The sequence below is a fragment of the Citricoccus sp. SGAir0253 genome (assembly GCF_005877055.1).
Taxonomy (GTDB): domain Bacteria; phylum Actinomycetota; class Actinomycetes; order Actinomycetales; family Micrococcaceae; genus Citricoccus.
The window spans coordinates 1,694,193-1,711,667 of sequence record NZ_CP039424.1 but is presented as its reverse complement, the minus strand read 5'-3'; the positions used below and the strand labels follow the sequence as shown (position 1 = coordinate 1,711,667).

The following is a 17,475-nucleotide window of genomic DNA, read 5'->3' as shown; positions in this document are numbered from 1 at the left end:
CCTAGGATGGACGGGCAAGGCCGACCGGCACACCGTCCCGCGGGTCGGCCGGAAAGGTTGACGTGAGCGACTCCCTGCCCGGCACCGGCGGCGACCAGCCGGTGGACTCCACGCTGGCGCGCCAGCTGGACTCCGCGCGTCGCCGGACCGCCACCCTCGTGGAGAAGAACCGGACCCTGGAGTACCAGCTGGAGGCCGCGGCGCGGAACAACCGCCGCATGGTGGACCTGCTGGAGAGCACCCGGGACGAGATCACCGTCCTGAAGAAGGCCCTCGAGATGGACGGGGAGGCCCCGTTCAGCTTCGCCACCGTGCTGCAGGTGCACCCCGCGCGCGAGGCCGTGGAGGGCGTGGAGATCGCCGCCACGGTCCAGGGCGGCGTGGACGTGCTGCACAACGGCCGGCGCATCCGCGTCGCCCTGTCCCCGCTGCTGGACGAGGCCCGCATCACCCAGGGCACCGACGTGCTGCTCAACGACTCGCTCGTCATCGTGGCGATCGTGGAGGGGGAGCGCACCGGGGAGCTGGTGCGCGTGAAGGAGACCCTCGGGGACGGGCTGCTCGTGGTGGTCGGCCGCGGGGACGAGGAGCGCGTGGTCCGCCGGGCCGAGCGGCTGGCCGCCGAGCGCATCCGCGTGGGGGACGCCGTGACGCTGGACGCGCGCACCGGCTACGCCCTGGACCTGGTCCCGTTGACCGAGGTCCAGGACGTCGTGCTCGAGGAGGTCCCGGACGTCAGCTACGAGGACATCGGCGGGCTGGCCGAGCAGATCGAGCAGATCCGGGACTCGATCGAGCTGCCGTTCCTGCACCCGGGGCTGTACCGCGAGCACGGGCTGAAGGCGCCCAAGGGCATCCTGCTCTACGGCCCGCCCGGCACCGGCAAGACCCTCATCGCCAAGGCCGTGGCCTCCTCCCTCGCGGCGCGCTCCACGGAGGAGGCGCGGTCCTACTTCCTGAACATCAAGGGCCCCGAGCTGCTGAACAAGTACGTGGGCGAGACCGAGCGGCACATCCGCACGATCTTCGCCCGCGCCCGGGAGAAGGCCTCGGACGGCTACCCCGTGGTGGTGTTCTTCGACGAGATGGAGTCCCTGTTCCGCACCCGCGGCTCGGGGCTGTCCTCGGACGTGGAGACCACGATCGTCCCGCAGCTGCTGGCCGAGATCGACGGCGTGGAGCGCCTGGACAACGTCATCGTCATCGGCGCGTCCAACCGCGAGGACATGCTGGACCCGGCCATCCTGCGCCCCGGGCGGCTGGACGTGAAGATCCACGTCTCGCGGCCCGACGCCGCCGGCGCCGCGGACATCTTCGGCAAGTACCTCACGTCCCGCCTGCCGCTGCACCCCACGGAGATCGAGCGGGCCGGGGGCGCCGAGGCCGCGGTGGAGGCCATGATCCGCGCGGCGACCGGGCACCTGTACGGCCGCGGGCCGGCGACCGAGTACGTGGAGGTCACGTACGCGGACGGCAGCACCCGGACCCTGCACTTCGCCGACTTCACCTCCGGCGCCGTGATCGCCTCGATCGTGGACCGGGCGAAGAAGCACGCCATCAAGGACTACCTCGCCGCCGGGCAGGCCCAGGACGCCAAGGGGCTCACCACCGCCCACCTGCTGCGGGCCGTGGACGAGGAGTTCGCCGAGCAGGAGGACCTGCCCAACAACGCCTCCCCGGAGGAGTGGGCCCGCATCTCCGGGCACCGGGGCGGGCGCGTGGCCGGGCTGCGGATGCTCCTGCGCGACCGGCTGCCCTCGTCGCGGGACGCGGGGGCGGGCCGGTGACCGGCGTGCCGCCCGGGACCGGGCAGGACCCCGCGCCGGCCGCCCCCGGCGGCGCCCGCCGGGGCCAGTCCGCGCTGGTGCCCGAGGGCGCCGAGCTGCCGCCCGACCGGGACACCGCCGGCTGGGGCGTGCACCGGGTGATGGGGATGGAGACCGAGTACGGGGTGCACGCCCCGGACAACCCCGGCACCGGCCACTCCGTGCTCTCGGTGGAGGTCGTCAACGCCTACGCGGACGTCGTCACCGCCGCCGGCGGCTCGGTGGCCGGCACCGAATGGGACTACGGGGAGGAGTCCCCGCTCGTGGACGCGCGCGGCTGGCAGCTGCCGCGCTCGGCGGCCCACCCCACCCAGCTCACGGACCGGCCCCTGACCGACGACGACGGCCACCCCGTGCACCTCGTGATGAACCTCGTGCTGCCCAACGGCGCCCGGTTCTACGTGGACCACGCCCACCCCGAGTACTCGGCCCCCGAGACCACGAACCCCCTGGACGCCATGGTGTGGGACCAGGCGGGGGACCGCGTGGCCCTGGCCGCCTCGCGGCGGATCGCCGAGGCCCCCGGCGCCCCGCAGGTGCTGCTGTACAAGAACAACACGGACAACAAGTCCGTCTCCTACGGCGCCCACGAGAACTACCTCGTGGCCCGGTCCCTCGACTTCGACGAGCTCGCCGCGCGCCTGCTGCCGTTCTTCACCGCCCGCCAGGTCGTGTGCGGTGCCGGGCGCGTGGGCCTGGGCGTGACGGGCCGCACCCCGGGATTCCAAGTGAGCCAGCGCGCCGACTTCTTCGAGGAGCAGGTGGGGCTGGAGACCACCATCCGGCGCCCGATCGTCAACACGCGCGACGAGCCCCACGCCGACCAGGAGCGCTACCGCCGACTGCACGTCATCATCGGGGATGCCAACCTCTCGCAGTACTCCACGTGGCTGCGCTGCGGCACCACCGCCCTCGTGCTGTCCATGATCGAGCTGGGCACCTGCCCGGTGCTGGAGCTGCGCGACCCCGTGGCGGCGCTCCAGGCGATCAGCCACGACCCCACCCTGCGGGCCACCGTCGAGCTGGCAGACGGGCGCCGGCTGACGGGCGTCGACCTGATGGAGGTCCACCTCGAGGCGGCCGGGGCGCACGTGGCCCGGTTCGGCATGGACGACCCGGCCACGACCGACGTCCTCGCGGCGTGGCGGCGGGTCCTGGACCTGCTCCGGACGGACCCGGCGGCGCTGGCGGACCGGCTGGACTGGGTGGCCAAGCACCAGCTCCTGGAGGGCTACCGGCAGCGCCACGGGCTGTCCTGGGACGACCCCCGGCTCGGGATGATGGACCTGCAGTACGCGGACCTGCGCCCGGAGCGGGGACTGCACCACGCGCTGGTGCGCCGAGGGTCCATGCGGACCCTCGTGCCCGAGGAGACCGTCCTGCGGGCGGTGGACACCCCGCCGTCGGACACCCGGGCCTGGGCCCGGGGCCGGACCGTGGACGTCTTCGGGCGGCACGTGGTCGGGGCCAGCTGGGACACCCTGCTGCTGCGCGAGGACGGCCAGGGGCCGCTCCACCGGTTCCACCAGCGCGAGCCCCTGTCCGGCACCGCGCGGCAGACGGCCGGGGTGTTCGACGACGGCGCCGCCCCCGGCGCGTTCGGCCGGCTGGTGGCCGCGCTGGGCGCGGCCGAGCGCGACGGGCGGGCGTAGGCTGGGACCAGCCCGACACCACCAGGAGGAACGATGCCACAGCAGTACAGCGGGTCCGGCTCCGAGCGCGAGGAGGACCTCCCGGCGCCCGAGCCGACGCCCGCCGCCTCGTCCGGGACCGCCCAGTCCGGCGCGGCCGACCTCGACAGCCTGCTGGACGAGATCGACTCGGTGCTGGAGACCAACGCCGAGGAGTTCGTGCGCGGCTTCGTCCAGAAGGGCGGCCAGTAGCCCCCGTGGACCGCAGGATCATGGGGGTGGAGACCGAGTTCGGGGTGCACTACTCGCACCCCGGCACCCGGCCGCTGACGCCCGAGGAGGTCGCGCGCTACCTGTTCCGCCCCGTCGTGGAGTGGGGGCGGTCCTCGAACGTGTTCGTCGCCAACGGCTCGCGGCTCTACCTGGACGTCGGCTCGCACCCCGAGTACGCCACCGCGGAGTGCTCCACCCTCGACGAGCTCGTGGCCGTGGACAAGGCCGGCGAGCTGATGATGCAGGACCTCATCGACCAGGCCTCGCGGCGGATGGCCGCGGACGGCTTCACCGGGACCGTCTACCTGTACAAGAACAATGCCGACTCGGCGGGGCACTCCTACGGTTCGCACGAGAACTACCTGCTGAACCGGCGCACCGAGTTCCGGCGGCTCTCCGAGGCGCTCATCCCCTTCCTCATCACCCGCCAGCTCTTCGCCGGCGCCGGCCGCGTGGTCCCGGCCGCCGCGGCGGACGCCGAGGGCGTGGACCGCGACCGACCGGCCGCGGCGCACTTCGCCTTCTCCCAGCGCGCCGACCACGTCATGGAGGGCATCTCCTCGGCCACCACGCGGTCGCGGCCGATCATCAACACGCGCGACGAGCCGCACGCCGACGCCGCGGAGTACCGCCGGCTGCACGTCATCGTGGGCGACTCGAACATGTCCGAGACCACCCAGCTCGTGCGCTTCGGGGCCACCGACCTGATGCTGCGGATGATCGAGGCGGGAGCCGCCCTCGGCGACCACCAGCTGGAGAACCCCATCCGCGCCATCCGCCAGGTCTCCCACGACCCCACCGGCACCGCCGCCCTGGGCCTGCGCTCGGGCGGCCGGCGCTCGGCCCTGGAGCTGCAGCGCCACTACCTGGAGCGGGCGACCGCCTTCGTCCAGCGCCACGGCGCCCACCACGACCGGATCCCGGCCGTGCTCGACCTGTGGGAGCGGGCCCTGGACGCGGTCGAGCGGCAGGACCCCTCCGGGATCGACACGGAGATCGACTGGGCCATCAAGCTGCGGTTCCTCTCCCGGTACCGCGAGCGGCACGGGCTCGGCTGGGACGCCGCGCGGCTCGCCCAGCTGGACCTGTCCTACCACGACATCACCCCGGGGCGGGGCCTGTTCTCGCTCCTGCAGTCCCGCGGCGCCGCGGCCCGGTTCCTCGACGACGACGCCGTCCGCGCCGCCGTGGACGTCCCGCCGCCGAGCACGCGGGCGGCGCTGCGGGGGCGCTTCATCCGGGCCGCCCGCGAGGCCGGCCAGGCCTACTCGGTGGACTGGACGCACCTGAAGCTCAACGACCGTCCGCTGCTGACCGTCACCACCAAGGACCCCTTCCAGACGTCCTCGGACCGGCTCGACGCCCTCCTCGCCACCCTGGGCCCGGAGACCGGTCCGGCGGACGATCCGGCGGCCGGTCGTCCAGCGTCCGTCCAGCCCGACGTGGCACGGTAGGGTGGCCGGGTCGCCACCCGGCCCCCGGCCCGCGCGCGCCCCCGCCACGGCCCCCCCGGCACTACCGAAGGATCCCATGCCCGGCTTCACCCCCCGCGTCCCGTCCCGTCCCGCCCCGCGCCGCAGCCGCGCCCTGGCGCCCCTCGGCCTGGCCCTGGCCGGCGCCCTCCTGCTGGCCGGCTGCGCCCAGCCCGAGGCCCGCGGCGCCGGGGACAAGGAGGCCCTGGCCCCGGTGTCCCTGACCGTGGCCGAGGACGGCTCGCCCGAGGTGTCCGTGGACGGGGAGATCGAGGCCACCGAGGTCTCCGCCCGCGTCCTGAAGGAGGGCGAGGGCGAGGAGATCGAGCCGGGGGAGGTGGCGCTCGTGCAGACCGCCGTGGTGGACCCGGCCACGGGCGAGGTCACGGCCGACAACTTCACGCAGGGCTCCGAGGCCGTCCACCTCACCGACTCCCTCAAGCAGGGCAACGACGTCCTGTACAACATGATCGACCAGAACCGCGTCGGCGCCGAGGTCGCCTTCTTCATGCCGTCCGAGAAGCTCGGGCAGGGCGCCACCGACCAGCTCATGGTCTTCCGCATCGCCGGGACGACGCCGGCGCGCGCCACCGGCGAGCCGGTCGAGGACGTCGACCCCGCGCTGCCGGCCGTGACCCTCGACGAGGAGACGGGCGAGCCCTCGATCGCCACGCCGGAGGGCCAGGCCCCCGGGAAGCTCGTCGTCCAGCCGCTGCGGCAGGGCGACGGGCCGGAGGTCGGCGCGCAGGACTACGTCACCCTCCAGTACAAGGGCGTGAAGTGGTCGGACGGCAAGGAGTTCGACTCCTCGTGGTCGCGTGACCAGCTGTTCGGGACCACCCTCGACCAGGTCGTCAAGGGCTGGTCCCAGGGCCTCGAGGGGCAGAAGGTCGGGTCCCAGGTCATGCTCGTGGTCCCGCCGGAGCTGGGCTACGGCGACTCGAAGGGCCACGAGCTGCAGGAGGAGACCATGGTGTTCGTGGTGGACATCCTCCACGCGATGCCGCCCGCCCAGCAGCCCGAGCCCTCCGGGTCCGCCGAGGCCCCCGCCGAGCCGTCCCCGGCCGCCTCCGAGTAGGCGCCCCCGGCCTTCAGTAGGATGGCCGGACGACCACCCCGCACGGCACCCCAGATGGAAGGAACTCGCCCATGTCCTTCGGACAGCGCAACTACGACCGCTCCCGTCCCGAGATCGAGTTCCCGGGGGAGAACCCGCCCCAGGACCTCGTCGTCGAGGACCTGATCGAGGGCTCCGGCCCGGCCGTCCAGCCCGGCGACAACGTCGAGTGCCACTACGTCGGCGTCGCCTGGTCCACGGGCGCCGAGTTCGACGCCTCGTGGAACCGCGGCCAGCCGCTGCCGTTCACCGTGGGCGTGGGCCAGGTCATCAAGGGCTGGGACGACGGGCTGATCGGCATGAGGCCGGGCGGCCGGCGCCGCCTGGAGATCCCGCCGCACCTGGCCTACGGCGACCGCGGGGCCGGGGCCGAGATCGGCCCGGGGGAGACCCTGATCTTCGTCGTGGACCTCGTCGACGTCCGCTGACCGGGCCGTGACGGAGTCGCCCGGGACCGGGGCGGGCGCGAGGGTGCCCGCCCCGGAACGCATCGTCTCCCTGCTCTGGCTGCTGCTCACCCACCGCCGCACGGGCGTGACGCGGGACTACCTGCGCCGCTACGTGGACGGCTACGCCGCCGCGCCGTCCGAGCAGGCCTTCGAGCGCATGTTCTCGCGGGACAAGGAGGTGCTCAAGGACATCGGGATCCCGCTGGAGACCTCCGCGGCCCCGGCCGAGGGCGCCGACCGGACGGAGCAGCCGGACGAGGTGCGCTACCGCATCGACCAGGACGGGATGTACCTGCCACACGTCGACTTCACGAACGCCGAGCGGCTGGCGCTCATGCGCGCCCGCTCTGCGTGGCAGGGCTCGGACGTCGACCGGGCCGTGGTCCGGGCCCTCGCCCGGCTCGACGCCGGCGAGGACTGGCTCGCCGCCACCTCGGCCTCCGACCACGAGTCCTTCGGGGCCCGGCTGGCGGACGCGGACCGCACCCTGACGGCCCTCGGGGACGCGGTGCGGGCCCAGTCCGTCGTCGCCTTCCGCTACCGCACCGCCGGCGCCCGGCACCCCGAACGGCGCACCGTACGGGCCTGGGCGCTGACCAACCCGACGGGGGTCTGGTACCTCATCGGCTGGGACCTGGACCGGCAGGACCAGCGCACGTTCCGGCTGACCCGGATGGAGTCCGAGCCCCAGGCCGTGGCCGCGGGCGGCCGTCCGGCACCGGCGCGCCCCGCGGACCTGGACCTGGGGCCCGTGCACGCCCTGGTCTCCGGGGAGCGGGAACCGGCCACCGTGACCCTCCACCTCCGCCCCGGCCGCGCGGTCCCGCTGCGCCTGGGCGCCGAGCCCGCCGGGCGGACCCCGGACGGCTGGGACCGCGTCGTCCTGGAGTACACGCGGCCGGCGGAGCTGGCCGGGACCGTCGCCGCGGCCGGCCCCGCCGCCCGCGTCCCGGACTCCTCGCCCGGGGTGCTGGACGCCGTCGTGCGCCTGCTCGACGGCGCCCTGGCGGCCCATCGGCTCCCGGTGCCCGAGTACGAGCTCACCGAACCACGGCGCACCCGCAACCGCCGCAGCGACCGGGACCGCGTGGCCACCATGGTGGACGTCATCGGCCTGATCAACCAGCGCGGGGCCATGAGCCGCGCCGAGCTGGCGGACCGGCTGGAGGTCTCCTCGCGGGAGCTCGACCAGGTCCTGGACGAGCTGCGCTTCTGCGGCATGCCGGAGCGCTACTTCGCCGGCGAGCAGTTCGACGTCCTGGACGAGGACGGCCTGGTGCGCATCACGCAGGCCGAGGACCTCTCCGGACCGCTGCGGCTGAGCGTGCCGGAGGCCGGCGCGCTGGTGGTGGGGCTGCGCGCCTCGGCGGGCATCCCCGGGCTGGCGGAGTCCGAGCGGTCGGCCGCCCGGACCGCGCTGGAGAAGATCGTGGCCGCCTCCGGACCGGAGGTCGCCCGCGCGGCCGACGGGATCGTCGCCCGCTTCGACTTCGGCCCGCACGCCGCCCTCGCCGGCCGCCTGCACTCCGCGGCCCGCGACCGGCGGGTGCTGGAGATCACCTACCACGCCGCGGGCCGGGACGAGCAGTCCGTCCGGGAGGTCGAGCCGCTGCGGATCACCACCGAGGGCGGCCACGGCTACCTCCAGGCGTGGTGCCGCCAGCAGGACGGCCTGCGCAACTTCCGCATCGACCGCATCGCCGCCGTGCGCGAGACGGGGGAGGTCCACTCCGGCCGGGCGGTGGCCCTCGACGGGCCCCTGTTCATGCCCCGCGGCACCGAGCTGACCGCGCACGTGCTCTTCGCCCACCGCATCCGCGACCTGGCCGAGGGCTTCCGTCCCGAGCGGACCGCGGTGCTGGCGGACGGCTCGGTGGTGGCCGAGGTGCGCCTGGCCTCGGCCGACTACGCCCGCGCGCAGGCGGCCCGCCACGGCGGGGAGTTCCGCGTGCTGTCCCCGGACTGGCTCGTGGACTCGGTGACCGCCTGGGTGGCCGAGGCCCGGGCCGGCCACGGCGTCGCGGACGCGGAGCCGGCCGCCGGGATGCCGTAGACTTCTACCGGTCAATCGAAAGGACGTCCCCATGTTCGCCGGACTCCAGGGATGGCAGCTCGTCATCATCATCGCCCTCGTGGTGCTGCTCTTCGCCGCCCCGAAGCTGCCCGCCATGGCGCGCAACCTCGGCCAGTCGATGCGCATCTTCAAGTCCGAGGTCAAGCAGATGAAGGACGAGGGCGCCAACGCCCAGGGCACCCCCCGCGACGGCTCCGGGGCCGTCGAGGGCCGCGTCGTCGACGACGCGGCCGACACCCCGCGCAAGGGCCGGACGACCGGCACCACCGACCAGCAGTAGCCGGGCGGCGCCGCCTCCATGTCGACCGCCCCCCAGGCCGGCCGCCGACCGCGCGCCCGGGCCGCCCGCAAGGCGAACCCGGACGGGCAGATGCCCCTCAAGGACCACCTGCGGGAGCTGCGCAACCGGCTCATCATCGCCGGGGTCGGGCTCCTGCTCGGCACCGTCGCCGGCTTCCTCGTCTACCAGCCGTTCTTCTCCGCCCTCATCGACCCGGTCCACCGGCTCTCGCAGGGCGGGCGGATCGTCACCGTCTCCTTCAGCGCCGTCGGCCAGCCCTTCGACATCATGCTGCAGGTGGCCCTGTTCATCGGCCTGGTGATCTCCAGCCCCGTCTGGCTCTACCAGCTGTGGGCCTTCGTGGTGCCCGGCCTGAGGAAGCAGGAGAAGCGGTACGCGCTGGGCTTCATCGCCGCCGCCGTCCCGCTGTTCGTCCTCGGCGTGGCGCTCGGCTGGCTCGTGCTGCCGGAGGCCGTCCAGTTCTTCGTCGGGCTCTCCCCGGAGGGCACGGCCAACGTCATCACCGCGGACGTCTACATCCCCTTCGTGCTGCGCCTGTTCCTCGCCTTCGGGGCGGCGCTCGTGCTGCCGGTCGTGCTGGTGGGGCTCAACCTGCTCGGCGTGCTGCCGGGCCGGCAGATCATCCGCCACTGGCGCATCACGGTGTTCCTCATCGCCCTGGTCGCGGCCCTCGCCGCGCCGGGCTCCGACGCGATGACGATGTTCTACCTCGCCGTCCCGCTCGTGCTGCTGTTCGGCGTGGCGATCGTGGTCTGCCTGCTCAACGACCGGCGCCGCGCGCGGCGGCGGGCGCGCGAGGACCGCGAGACCGAGGACTACCTGGGCTCCGGGCCCACCCCGCTGTCCGAGCTCTGAGCCGGCCGCCGCGCCGGGCGGTGCCGCGGCGCGCCCCCGGGTACGCCGCCCGTCCGGGCCGCGGCACGATGTCCTAGGCTGACCCCATGGCACCTACCGCGGACGACACCACCGGCCAGCCGAGCCCCGCGGAGCGCTACGCCGCCGCCCGGCGCCGCGCGGCCGAGGCGAGGACGGAGCTGGGGCGCTTCACCGCGACCCTCGGCTTCCCCCTGGACCCCTTCCAGCTCGAGGCGTGCCGCGAGCTGGAGGCCGGCAACGGCGTGCTCGTGGCCGCCCCCACCGGCGCGGGCAAGACCGTGGTGGGCGAGTTCGCCATCCACCTGGCCCTGGCGGCCGGTCAGAAGGCGTTCTACACGACCCCCATCAAGGCCCTGAGCAACCAGAAGTACCAGGACCTCGTGGCCACCTACGGCGCGGAGCGGGTGGGGCTGCTCACCGGGGACACGGCCGTCAACTCCCATGCCGAGGTCGTCGTGATGACCACCGAGGTGCTGCGCAACATGCTCTACGCCGACTCGGACACGCTCGCGAACCTCGGCTACGTGGTGATGGACGAGGTGCACTACCTCGCCGACCGCTTTCGCGGCGCCGTGTGGGAGGAGGTCATCATCCACCTGCCCGAGCACGTGCAGCTGGTCTCCCTCTCGGCCACCGTGTCCAACGCCGAGGAGTTCGGCGCCTGGCTGGACACGGTGCGCGGGTCCACCGCCGTGGTGGTCTCCGAGCACCGGCCCGTGCCCCTGTGGCAGTACGTGATGGCCGGGACGCAGCTGTACGACCTGTTCGCCACGGAGGTGGCCTTCGACGAGATCGGCCCGGACACCCCCGTGCGGGACCCCGGGGAGCCGGAGGGGCCCGACGGCGGCCCCGCGCCCGGGTCCGGCCAGCTCGTGCTCAACCCCGAGCTCGCCCGGCTCGCCGAGGACCAGCGCCGCCGCGAGGAGCGCAGCGACTGGGGCCGACCGGGCCGCGGCCCGGCCCGCGGCGGGCGCGGCGGCGGGCCCCGGGGCCGGGGCCGCGGTGGCCCCCGCTCGGGTGGCCGGGGCGGGCGTGGCGCCGGCGCCCCGGCCGCGGGGCGCCGGGAGGAGGCGACCACCACCCGGTACGGCGGCGGCGGTTCCGGCGGTCCCGGACCGGCCGGGGGCCGGCACGAGGCACCGGGCGTGGGCGCGGGGCGGGACCTGCGCGTCTCGCGCCCGGGCATGGTCAGGTCGCTGGAGCGCGAGGGCCTGCTGCCGTGCATCACCTTCGTGTTCTCCCGGGCCGGCTGCGACGGCGCGGTCGAGCAGTGCCTGTGGGCCGGGCTCGACCTCACCACGCCGGGGGAGAAGCAGCGCATCCAGGCCGTGGTGGACGAGGCCGCGCAGTCCCTGCCGCCCGAGGACCTGGACGTGCTGGGGTTCTGGGGCTGGCGGGACGGGCTGTCCCGCGGCTTCGCCGCGCACCACGCCGGGATGCTGCCGCCGTTCAAGGAGGTCGTGGAACAGCTCTTCGGCGCCGGCCTCGTCAAGGTCGTGTTCGCCACCGAGACCCTGGCGCTCGGGGTGAACATGCCCGCGCGCACCGTGGTCATCGAGAAGCTCGAGAAGTTCAACGGCGAGGCGCACGTGAACATCACGGCGGGGGAGTACACCCAGCTCACGGGCCGCGCCGGCCGGCGCGGCATCGACGTTGAGGGACACGCCGTGGTCCTGTGGCGCCCGGGGCTGGACCCGGCCGCCGTCGCCGGCCTGGCCTCGCGCCGCACCTACCCGCTCAACTCCTCCTTCCGGCCGACGTACAACATGTCCGTCAACCTCATCGCGCAGTTCGGGCTCGAGCGGTCCCGGTCCATCCTCGAGTCCTCCTTCGCGCAGTTCCAGGCCGACCGCTCGGTCGTGGGCCTCGCCCGCGAGGTGCGCAGCCGCGAGGAGTCCCTCGCCGGCTACGAGCGGTCGATGACGTGCCACCTCGGGGACTTCACGGAATACGCGCGGCTGCGCAAGGAGCTCTCCGAGGCGGAGAAGGACTCCTCGAAAGGACGCCACCGCGCCCGGCAGCGCGCGGTGCGCGAGTCGCTCGCGGGCCTGCAGCCCGGGGACGTCATCGAGGTGCGCGGACCGCGCCGGCTGGGCACCGCCGTCGTGGTGTTCCCGGCCGGCAACCCCGCCAATCCCCGCGTGGGCGTGATCACCGAGCAGGCCCAGCTGCGCCGGATCAGCGCGGAGGACGTGGACGAGCCCGTGGACCCGGTGGCCGGGGCCCGGTTGCCCCAGAACATCCAGGTCAAGACGCCCACGCAGCGCAAGGACATCGCCGCCGCCATGCGCGCGGCGGTGCGGGAGCACCGGCCGGCCCCCGGGGGGCGCACGCCGGCGGGGTTCCGGTTCCGGGACGAGGGCTCCGCCGAGCGGGTGGAGGAGCTGCGCCGGCAGCTGGAGCGCCACCCCTGCCACGGGTGCAAGGACCGCGAGGAGCACGCCCGCTGGGCGGAGCGGTGGTGGCGGCTGCGCCGGGAGGTGGACCAGCTCTCGGCTCGCATCGCCGGGCGGACGAACACCATCGCCCGCGCCTTCGACCGCCTCGTCGGGCTGCTGGCCACGTACGGCTACGTGGACGCCGCCGCGGCGGAGGCCGGCGCGGTGTCCGGGACGGACGCGGCACCGGGCGTGACGCCCGCGGGGCAGACCCTGCGGCGCATCTACGGCGAGCGGGACCTGCTGACCTCGCTGCTGCTGGAGGACGGGCTCGCGCGCGACTTGGACCCGGAGGAGCTCGCGGGCCTGGCCGCCCTGCTCGTCTACCAGGCGAAGGGGGACGAGTCCGTCGGCGTGCCGCAGATGCCCAGCGCCCGGCTGCAGCACGTGCTGGAGCAGGCCGCCGGGCACTGGTACGAGCTGCAGCTGGCCGAGCGCGCAGCCCAGCTCGAGCCGACCCCCGAGCCCGATCCGGGCCTCGTCTGGCCGATCCACCGCTGGGCGCGGGGCCGGAACCTGCGGGACGCGCTCAAGGGCACCGACCTGGCCCCCGGGGACTTCGTGCGCTGGGCCCGGCAGGTCATCGACCTGCTCGACCAGCTCTCCAAGGTCCCGGGGCACCCCGGGCTGCCGCGGCAGTGCCAGCGTGCCGTGGATCTCGTCCGGCGCGGCGTGGTGGCGTACTCCAGTGTGGATACGCTGGACGGATGAGCACCCTCTACGTCAACGGCACCCTCCACTCCACGGCCGATCCCTACGCCACGGCGATGCTCGTGGACGGCGGGTCGATCGCCTGGGTGGGGGCCGATGACACGGCCGCGCAGATGCTTTCCCGCTCCGGGGCGGGCTGGGAGGTCGTGGACCTCGACGGCGCCCTCGTGGCCCCGGCCTTCGTGGACTCCCTGGCCCCGGGCGCCGGCCCGGGCGCCCCCGCGGCCCATGGCGTGTTCCTGTCCGCCACCGTCGGCGGCCCCGGTCCGGACGACGCGCTGGCCGGTGCGCACCGCGCGGGCGACCGCACGGTGTGCTACCCGGCCGTGGGACCGGACCGCGTGCCGTCCTCGGCCGAGGAGGCGGCCGCCGCCGTCGTGCCGTCCCCGCGGGACGCCGGGGGAGCCGGGCCGATGGCCGGCCTGGCCGCCGTCGTGGGGCCGGAGGGGCTGGACGCGGCGCGGACCACCGGCTTCCTCGCCGCCGCCACCGCGGCGGGAGTCCAGGCCTACCTGCTCCCGCGGGACGGCGACGCCCTCGCCGCCGTCGTCTCCGCCCTGAAGGCCGCCGAGGAGGCGCAGGGCCCTGCCGCGACCGGCCGGGCCCGCCACCGCGTGGCGTGGAACGGCCCGGTGGACCCGGAGGCCGTGGCGGTGCTCGCCCGCACCAGCGCCTCCGTCACGGTGGCCCCCGCTCCCGGCGGGCGCGTTGCGTCCCCCGTGGCCTCCCTGCTCGCGGCGGGCGTGCCGGTGGCGCTGGGCAGCGGCACCGGCGCCGACGGGGCGGACCCGTGGGCGGGCATCCGCGCCTGCCTCGAGCACGAGGACCCCGCCCAGCGGATCTCCGCGCGGGCCGGCTTCGCCGCGGCCACGCGCGCCGGGCTGCGCGCCCTGCCCGCGGCCGCCGCGGGCGCCCACGCCGCGGCCGGCCGCCTCGCGCCCTCGGCCCCGGCCACCTTCGCGCTGTGGGCCACCGAGGCCCTCAGCGTGCAGGCCCCGGACGGCCGCGTGGCCGCCTGGAGCACCGACGCCCGGGCCGGCACGCCCCTCCTGCCCGTGCTCGAGGAGGGCACCGCCGCCCCGCGTTGCCTGGCCACCGTGGTGGACGGCGAGGTGCTGTACCGCTCCGCCGACGCCCCGCTGGAGCGCCCCTGACCCGCCGGTCCGGCCCCGCGCGACCCGACCGCGGGCGCCCGGGCCGGACCGGAGCGCCCCCCTATACTTGACTGCTACCTGACCGCCGATGCCCACGGACGACCCGGAGGAACCACCCCAGCATGCGCACGCTCACGATCATCCCCACGTACAACGAGATCGAGTCCCTGCCCCGCACGCTCGACCGGCTGCGCGTGGCCGTGCCGGAGTCCGACGTGCTCGTGGTGGACGACGCCTCGCCGGACGACACGGGGGAGTGGGCCGACCGCGCGGCCGCCTCCGACCCCCAGGTCCACGTGCTGCACCGGACCCAGAAGAACGGCCTCGGCGGGGCGTACATCGCCGGGTTCCACTGGGGGCTCGAGCGCGGCTACGACGTGCTCGTGGAGATGGACGCGGACGGCTCGCACCAGCCCGAGCAGCTGCCGCGCCTGCTCGAGGCCGTGGACGGGGCCGACCTCGTCATCGGCTCCCGCCGGGTGCCCGGGGGCAAGATGGTCAACTGGCCGGCCCACCGCAAGCTGATCTCCGCGTGCGGCTCGCTGTACCCGCGCATCATGCTCGGCCTGAAGCTCACCGACGTCACGGCGGGCTACCGCGCCTACCGCGCGGACACCCTCCGCGCGATCGACCTCGACGACGTCCAGTCCAAGGGGTACGGCTTCCAGGTGGACATGACCTTCCGCACCGCCCGGCTCGGCAAGCGCATCGTGGAGGTGCCGATCACCTTCGTGGAGCGCGAGTACGGGGAGTCCAAGATGAGCGGGAACATCGTCACCGAGGCGGTCGCCTCCGTGACGCGCTGGGGCCTGGCCGCCCGCTGGTCGATCCTGAAGGGCCGGCTGGGCCTCTGACCCACCTCGCCCCCGGCGTCCCCGCCCGGACGCACGAGACGCCCGCATCCGGTCGGATGCGGGCGTCTCGTGCGTCGGGGGGTGCGGAGCGGCCGGGTCAGCCGCCCGTCTTCTCGCCGCGGCGTTCGCGCAGCTTGTTGAGCTGGCCCTCGAGGGTCTCCTCGAGCTCCTCGATGCTGCGGCGCTCCAGCAGCATGTCCCAGTGGGTGCGGACCGGCTTGGCGTCGCTCTCGTCCGGCTTCTCGCCGTCGACCAGGAACGCCTCCTTGCCGGTCTTCGAGGTCCAGGTCGGGGGGATCTCCGCGTCGGTGGCGAAGATCACGAAGACCTGCTCGCCGTCCTCGGTGCGGTACTCCACCCGCTGGCGCGGAGCGGGCTCCACTCCCGCCTCGGACTCCATGGACTGGGCGCCCAAGCGCATGCCCCGCAGGCTGCGATCGCTCATTCGGTCTCCTTCCGGCCCCCTCGTGGGGCGGTACGACGTCGACCCACCAGTCTACCGGTCGGCCGGGGGTGGGGGTCCTGCTCCGGGGATGCCAACGCCTCAGGGAGCGTCTTTGTTCCCGCCGGCCGCGCCGGGGGCCGGGTCCGCGGCCGGCTCCGTGGCGGCCCTCAGGGCCCGCTCGGCGGTCTCGGACGGCTCCTCGCCGGGCAGGGGAGGCGGCGCGAGGGCCTCCTCGAGGGGGGTGTCGGCCAGGGGAACGCCCCGGCCGGACTCGCCCAGCGCGGCGGCGGTCGTGGGCAGGGGATCGCGCTCCGGTCGCGGCCGGCCCGGGCCGGCGGGGTCCGTGCCTCCGCGGTCCCGGCCGCCGTCGTCCGCCCCCGCGCCGGGACCCCCGGACGGCCCGGCGAAGGCCGCGCCCATCCGTCCCAGCGCCTCCGTGAACTCCGCGGGGATCACCCACAGCTTGTTCGCCTCGCCCTCGGCGATCCTCGGGAGCACCTGCAGGTACTGGTAGGCGAGCAGCTCCGGGTCCGGGCGTCCCTCGTGGATGGCTTCGAACACCACGTGGATCGCCTCCGCCTCGGCGTTGGCGCGCAGGATCCGCGCCTGCGCGTCACCCTCCGCCGCGAGGATCGCCGCCTGCCGCTCGCCCTCGGCCGTGAGGATCTCGGCCTGCTTGGTGCCCTCGGCGGTGAGGATGGCAGCGCGGCGGTCGCGCTCGGCGCGCATCTGCTTCTCCATCGAGTCCTGGATCGAGTGGGGCGGGTCGATCGCCTTGAGCTCCACGCGGGAGACCCGCAGCCCCCACTTGCCGGTGGCCTCGTCCAGGACGCCGCGCAGCTGGTTGTTGATCGAGTCGCGGCTGGTCAGGGCCGCCTCGAGGTTCATGCCGCCCACCACGTTGCGCAGGGTGGTGGTGGTGAGCTGCTCCACGGCGTGGATGTAGTTGTTGATCTCGTAGGTCGCGGCCTTCGCGTCGGTGACCTGGAAGTAGACCACCGTGTCGATGGACACCACGAGGTTGTCCTCCGTGATGACCGGCTGCGGCGGGAAGGACACGACCTGCTCGCGCATGTCCATGAGCGGGCGCATCCGGTCGATGAACGGCACCATGAGCGTGAGCCCGGCCCCCTGGGTGCGCTGGTACTTGCCGAGCCGCTCCACGATGCCGGCCCGCGCCTGGGGGACGATCCGGACGGCCCGGATGAGCACGATGGCCACCAGGACGGCGACCACGGCGAGCACGATGATGGTTTCCACGGACGGTGCTCCCTCCTGCGGCCTGCGGCCGCCTGCTGGTGTGGATGCTGCGGGCGGCTCAGGCGCCGCCGGGCAGTCCGGGGGCGCCGGACTCCCAGTCGATGACCGGCCGCGGGTGGATGACGAGCGTGGCCCCCTCCACGCGGTCGACCTCCGCCTCGGCCCCGGCCGGGATCACGGCCCCCGTGGCCGAGCGGGCGGTCCACGTCTCGCCGTCCACCTTGGCGAGTCCGGCGGTCGCGCCGGTGTCCTCGAGGACGATCGCCGTCCGGCCGGGCAGGGTGTCGACGTTGGTCAGCTGGTCCGGTGGTCCCTTCCGCAGGTGCCGCAGGGCCGTGGGGCGCACGGCCGCGAGCATGAGCAGGGAGACGGCGGAGAACAGGGTGATCTGCAGCCAGGTCTCCCCGCCGGCGAGGGCGGCGGCGAGGGCGGCGGCCGCCCCGGCGGCGAGCATGAGGAACACGAGGTCCAGGACGAAGACCTCGACCACCGCGAAGACGACGGCCAGGGCCAGCCACAGGGCCCAGAGGTTGTCCCCCACCCACTCGAGCATCGTGGCCTCCCGCCGGCTGCGTCCTGCCCCCATCCTGCCTC

At 74.7% G+C, this 17,475-nt stretch carries 15 protein-coding genes; 12 read left to right on the top strand and 3 right to left on the bottom strand.

Annotation, left to right across the window (positions count from 1 at the left end; all coding sequences use genetic code 11):
• Positions 1 to 62 precede the first annotated feature (62 nt).
• The 12 genes from arc (at position 63) to E7744_RS07530 (ending at position 15,176) form a co-directional block, all read left to right on the top strand.
• Complete coding sequence (gene arc / locus E7744_RS07585; protein ID WP_137773598.1) at positions 63 to 1,787, top strand: proteasome ATPase; 1,725 nt, start codon at positions 63 to 65, stop codon at positions 1,785 to 1,787.
• Positions 1,788 to 1,927: 140 nt separating this feature from the next.
• Complete coding sequence (gene dop, locus E7744_RS07580) at positions 1,928 to 3,478, top strand: depupylase/deamidase Dop (protein ID WP_137774923.1); 1,551 nt, start codon at positions 1,928 to 1,930, stop codon at positions 3,476 to 3,478.
• A 33-nt stretch (positions 3,479 to 3,511) separates the two neighbouring features.
• Complete coding sequence (locus E7744_RS07575) at positions 3,512 to 3,709, top strand: ubiquitin-like protein Pup (protein WP_137773597.1); 198 nt, start codon at positions 3,512 to 3,514, stop codon at positions 3,707 to 3,709.
• A gap of 20 nt (positions 3,710 to 3,729) precedes the next feature.
• On the top strand, positions 3,730 to 5,184 hold the full coding sequence (gene pafA / locus E7744_RS07570; protein ID WP_210417088.1) for a Pup--protein ligase: 1,455 nt from the start codon (positions 3,730 to 3,732) through the stop codon (positions 5,182 to 5,184).
• 76 nt (positions 5,185 to 5,260) lie between these two features.
• Positions 5,261 to 6,280, top strand: a complete 1,020-nt coding sequence (locus tag E7744_RS07565) for an FKBP-type peptidyl-prolyl cis-trans isomerase (RefSeq protein WP_137773595.1) — start codon at positions 5,261 to 5,263, stop codon at positions 6,278 to 6,280.
• 71 nt (positions 6,281 to 6,351) lie between these two features.
• A complete protein-coding gene (locus E7744_RS07560) occupies positions 6,352 to 6,747 on the top strand; it encodes an FKBP-type peptidyl-prolyl cis-trans isomerase (RefSeq protein ID WP_137773594.1) in 396 nt (131 codons plus the stop codon).
• Between the two features lie 7 nt (positions 6,748 to 6,754).
• Positions 6,755 to 8,821 (top strand): YafY family protein, encoded by a 2,067-nt coding sequence (locus E7744_RS07555; protein WP_137773593.1) that lies wholly within the window; start codon positions 6,755 to 6,757, stop codon positions 8,819 to 8,821.
• 31 nt (positions 8,822 to 8,852) lie between these two features.
• Positions 8,853 to 9,122 carry a Sec-independent protein translocase subunit TatA gene (gene tatA, locus E7744_RS07550; RefSeq protein WP_137773592.1) on the top strand — a complete coding sequence of 90 codons (270 nt, stop codon included), beginning with the start codon at positions 8,853 to 8,855 and terminating at the stop codon, positions 9,120 to 9,122.
• 90 nt (positions 9,123 to 9,212) lie between these two features.
• On the top strand, positions 9,213 to 9,998 hold the full coding sequence (gene tatC / locus E7744_RS07545; RefSeq protein WP_371415394.1) for a twin-arginine translocase subunit TatC: 786 nt from the start codon (positions 9,213 to 9,215) through the stop codon (positions 9,996 to 9,998).
• 86 nt (positions 9,999 to 10,084) lie between these two features.
• The gene (locus E7744_RS07540; protein ID WP_137773590.1) at positions 10,085 to 13,168 is read left to right on the top strand and encodes an RNA helicase; all 3,084 of its coding nucleotides are present in this window, start codon (positions 10,085 to 10,087) and stop codon (positions 13,166 to 13,168) included.
• Complete coding sequence (locus tag E7744_RS07535) at positions 13,165 to 14,322, top strand: amidohydrolase family protein (RefSeq protein WP_137773589.1); 1,158 nt, start codon at positions 13,165 to 13,167, stop codon at positions 14,320 to 14,322. Before E7744_RS07540 ends, E7744_RS07535 begins: the two co-directional genes overlap by 4 nt.
• Before the next feature lie 122 nt (positions 14,323 to 14,444).
• The gene (locus E7744_RS07530; RefSeq protein ID WP_137773588.1) at positions 14,445 to 15,176 is read left to right on the top strand and encodes a polyprenol monophosphomannose synthase; all 732 of its coding nucleotides are present in this window, start codon (positions 14,445 to 14,447) and stop codon (positions 15,174 to 15,176) included.
• Between the two features lie 97 nt (positions 15,177 to 15,273).
• On the opposite strand, the gene E7744_RS07525 is transcribed toward E7744_RS07530, so the two are convergent.
• The 3 genes from E7744_RS07525 to E7744_RS07515 form a co-directional block, all read right to left on the bottom strand.
• Positions 15,274 to 15,621 (bottom strand): RNA polymerase-binding protein RbpA, encoded by a 348-nt coding sequence (locus E7744_RS07525; protein ID WP_137773587.1) that lies wholly within the window; start codon positions 15,619 to 15,621, stop codon positions 15,274 to 15,276.
• 99 nt (positions 15,622 to 15,720) lie between these two features.
• Positions 15,721 to 16,881 (bottom strand): SPFH domain-containing protein, encoded by a 1,161-nt coding sequence (locus E7744_RS07520; protein WP_137773586.1) that lies wholly within the window; start codon positions 16,879 to 16,881, stop codon positions 15,721 to 15,723.
• Between the two features lie 58 nt (positions 16,882 to 16,939).
• Complete coding sequence (locus tag E7744_RS07515; RefSeq protein ID WP_371415327.1) at positions 16,940 to 17,467, bottom strand: NfeD family protein; 528 nt, start codon at positions 17,465 to 17,467, stop codon at positions 16,940 to 16,942.
• Between the last annotated feature and the right edge of the window lie 8 nt (positions 17,468 to 17,475).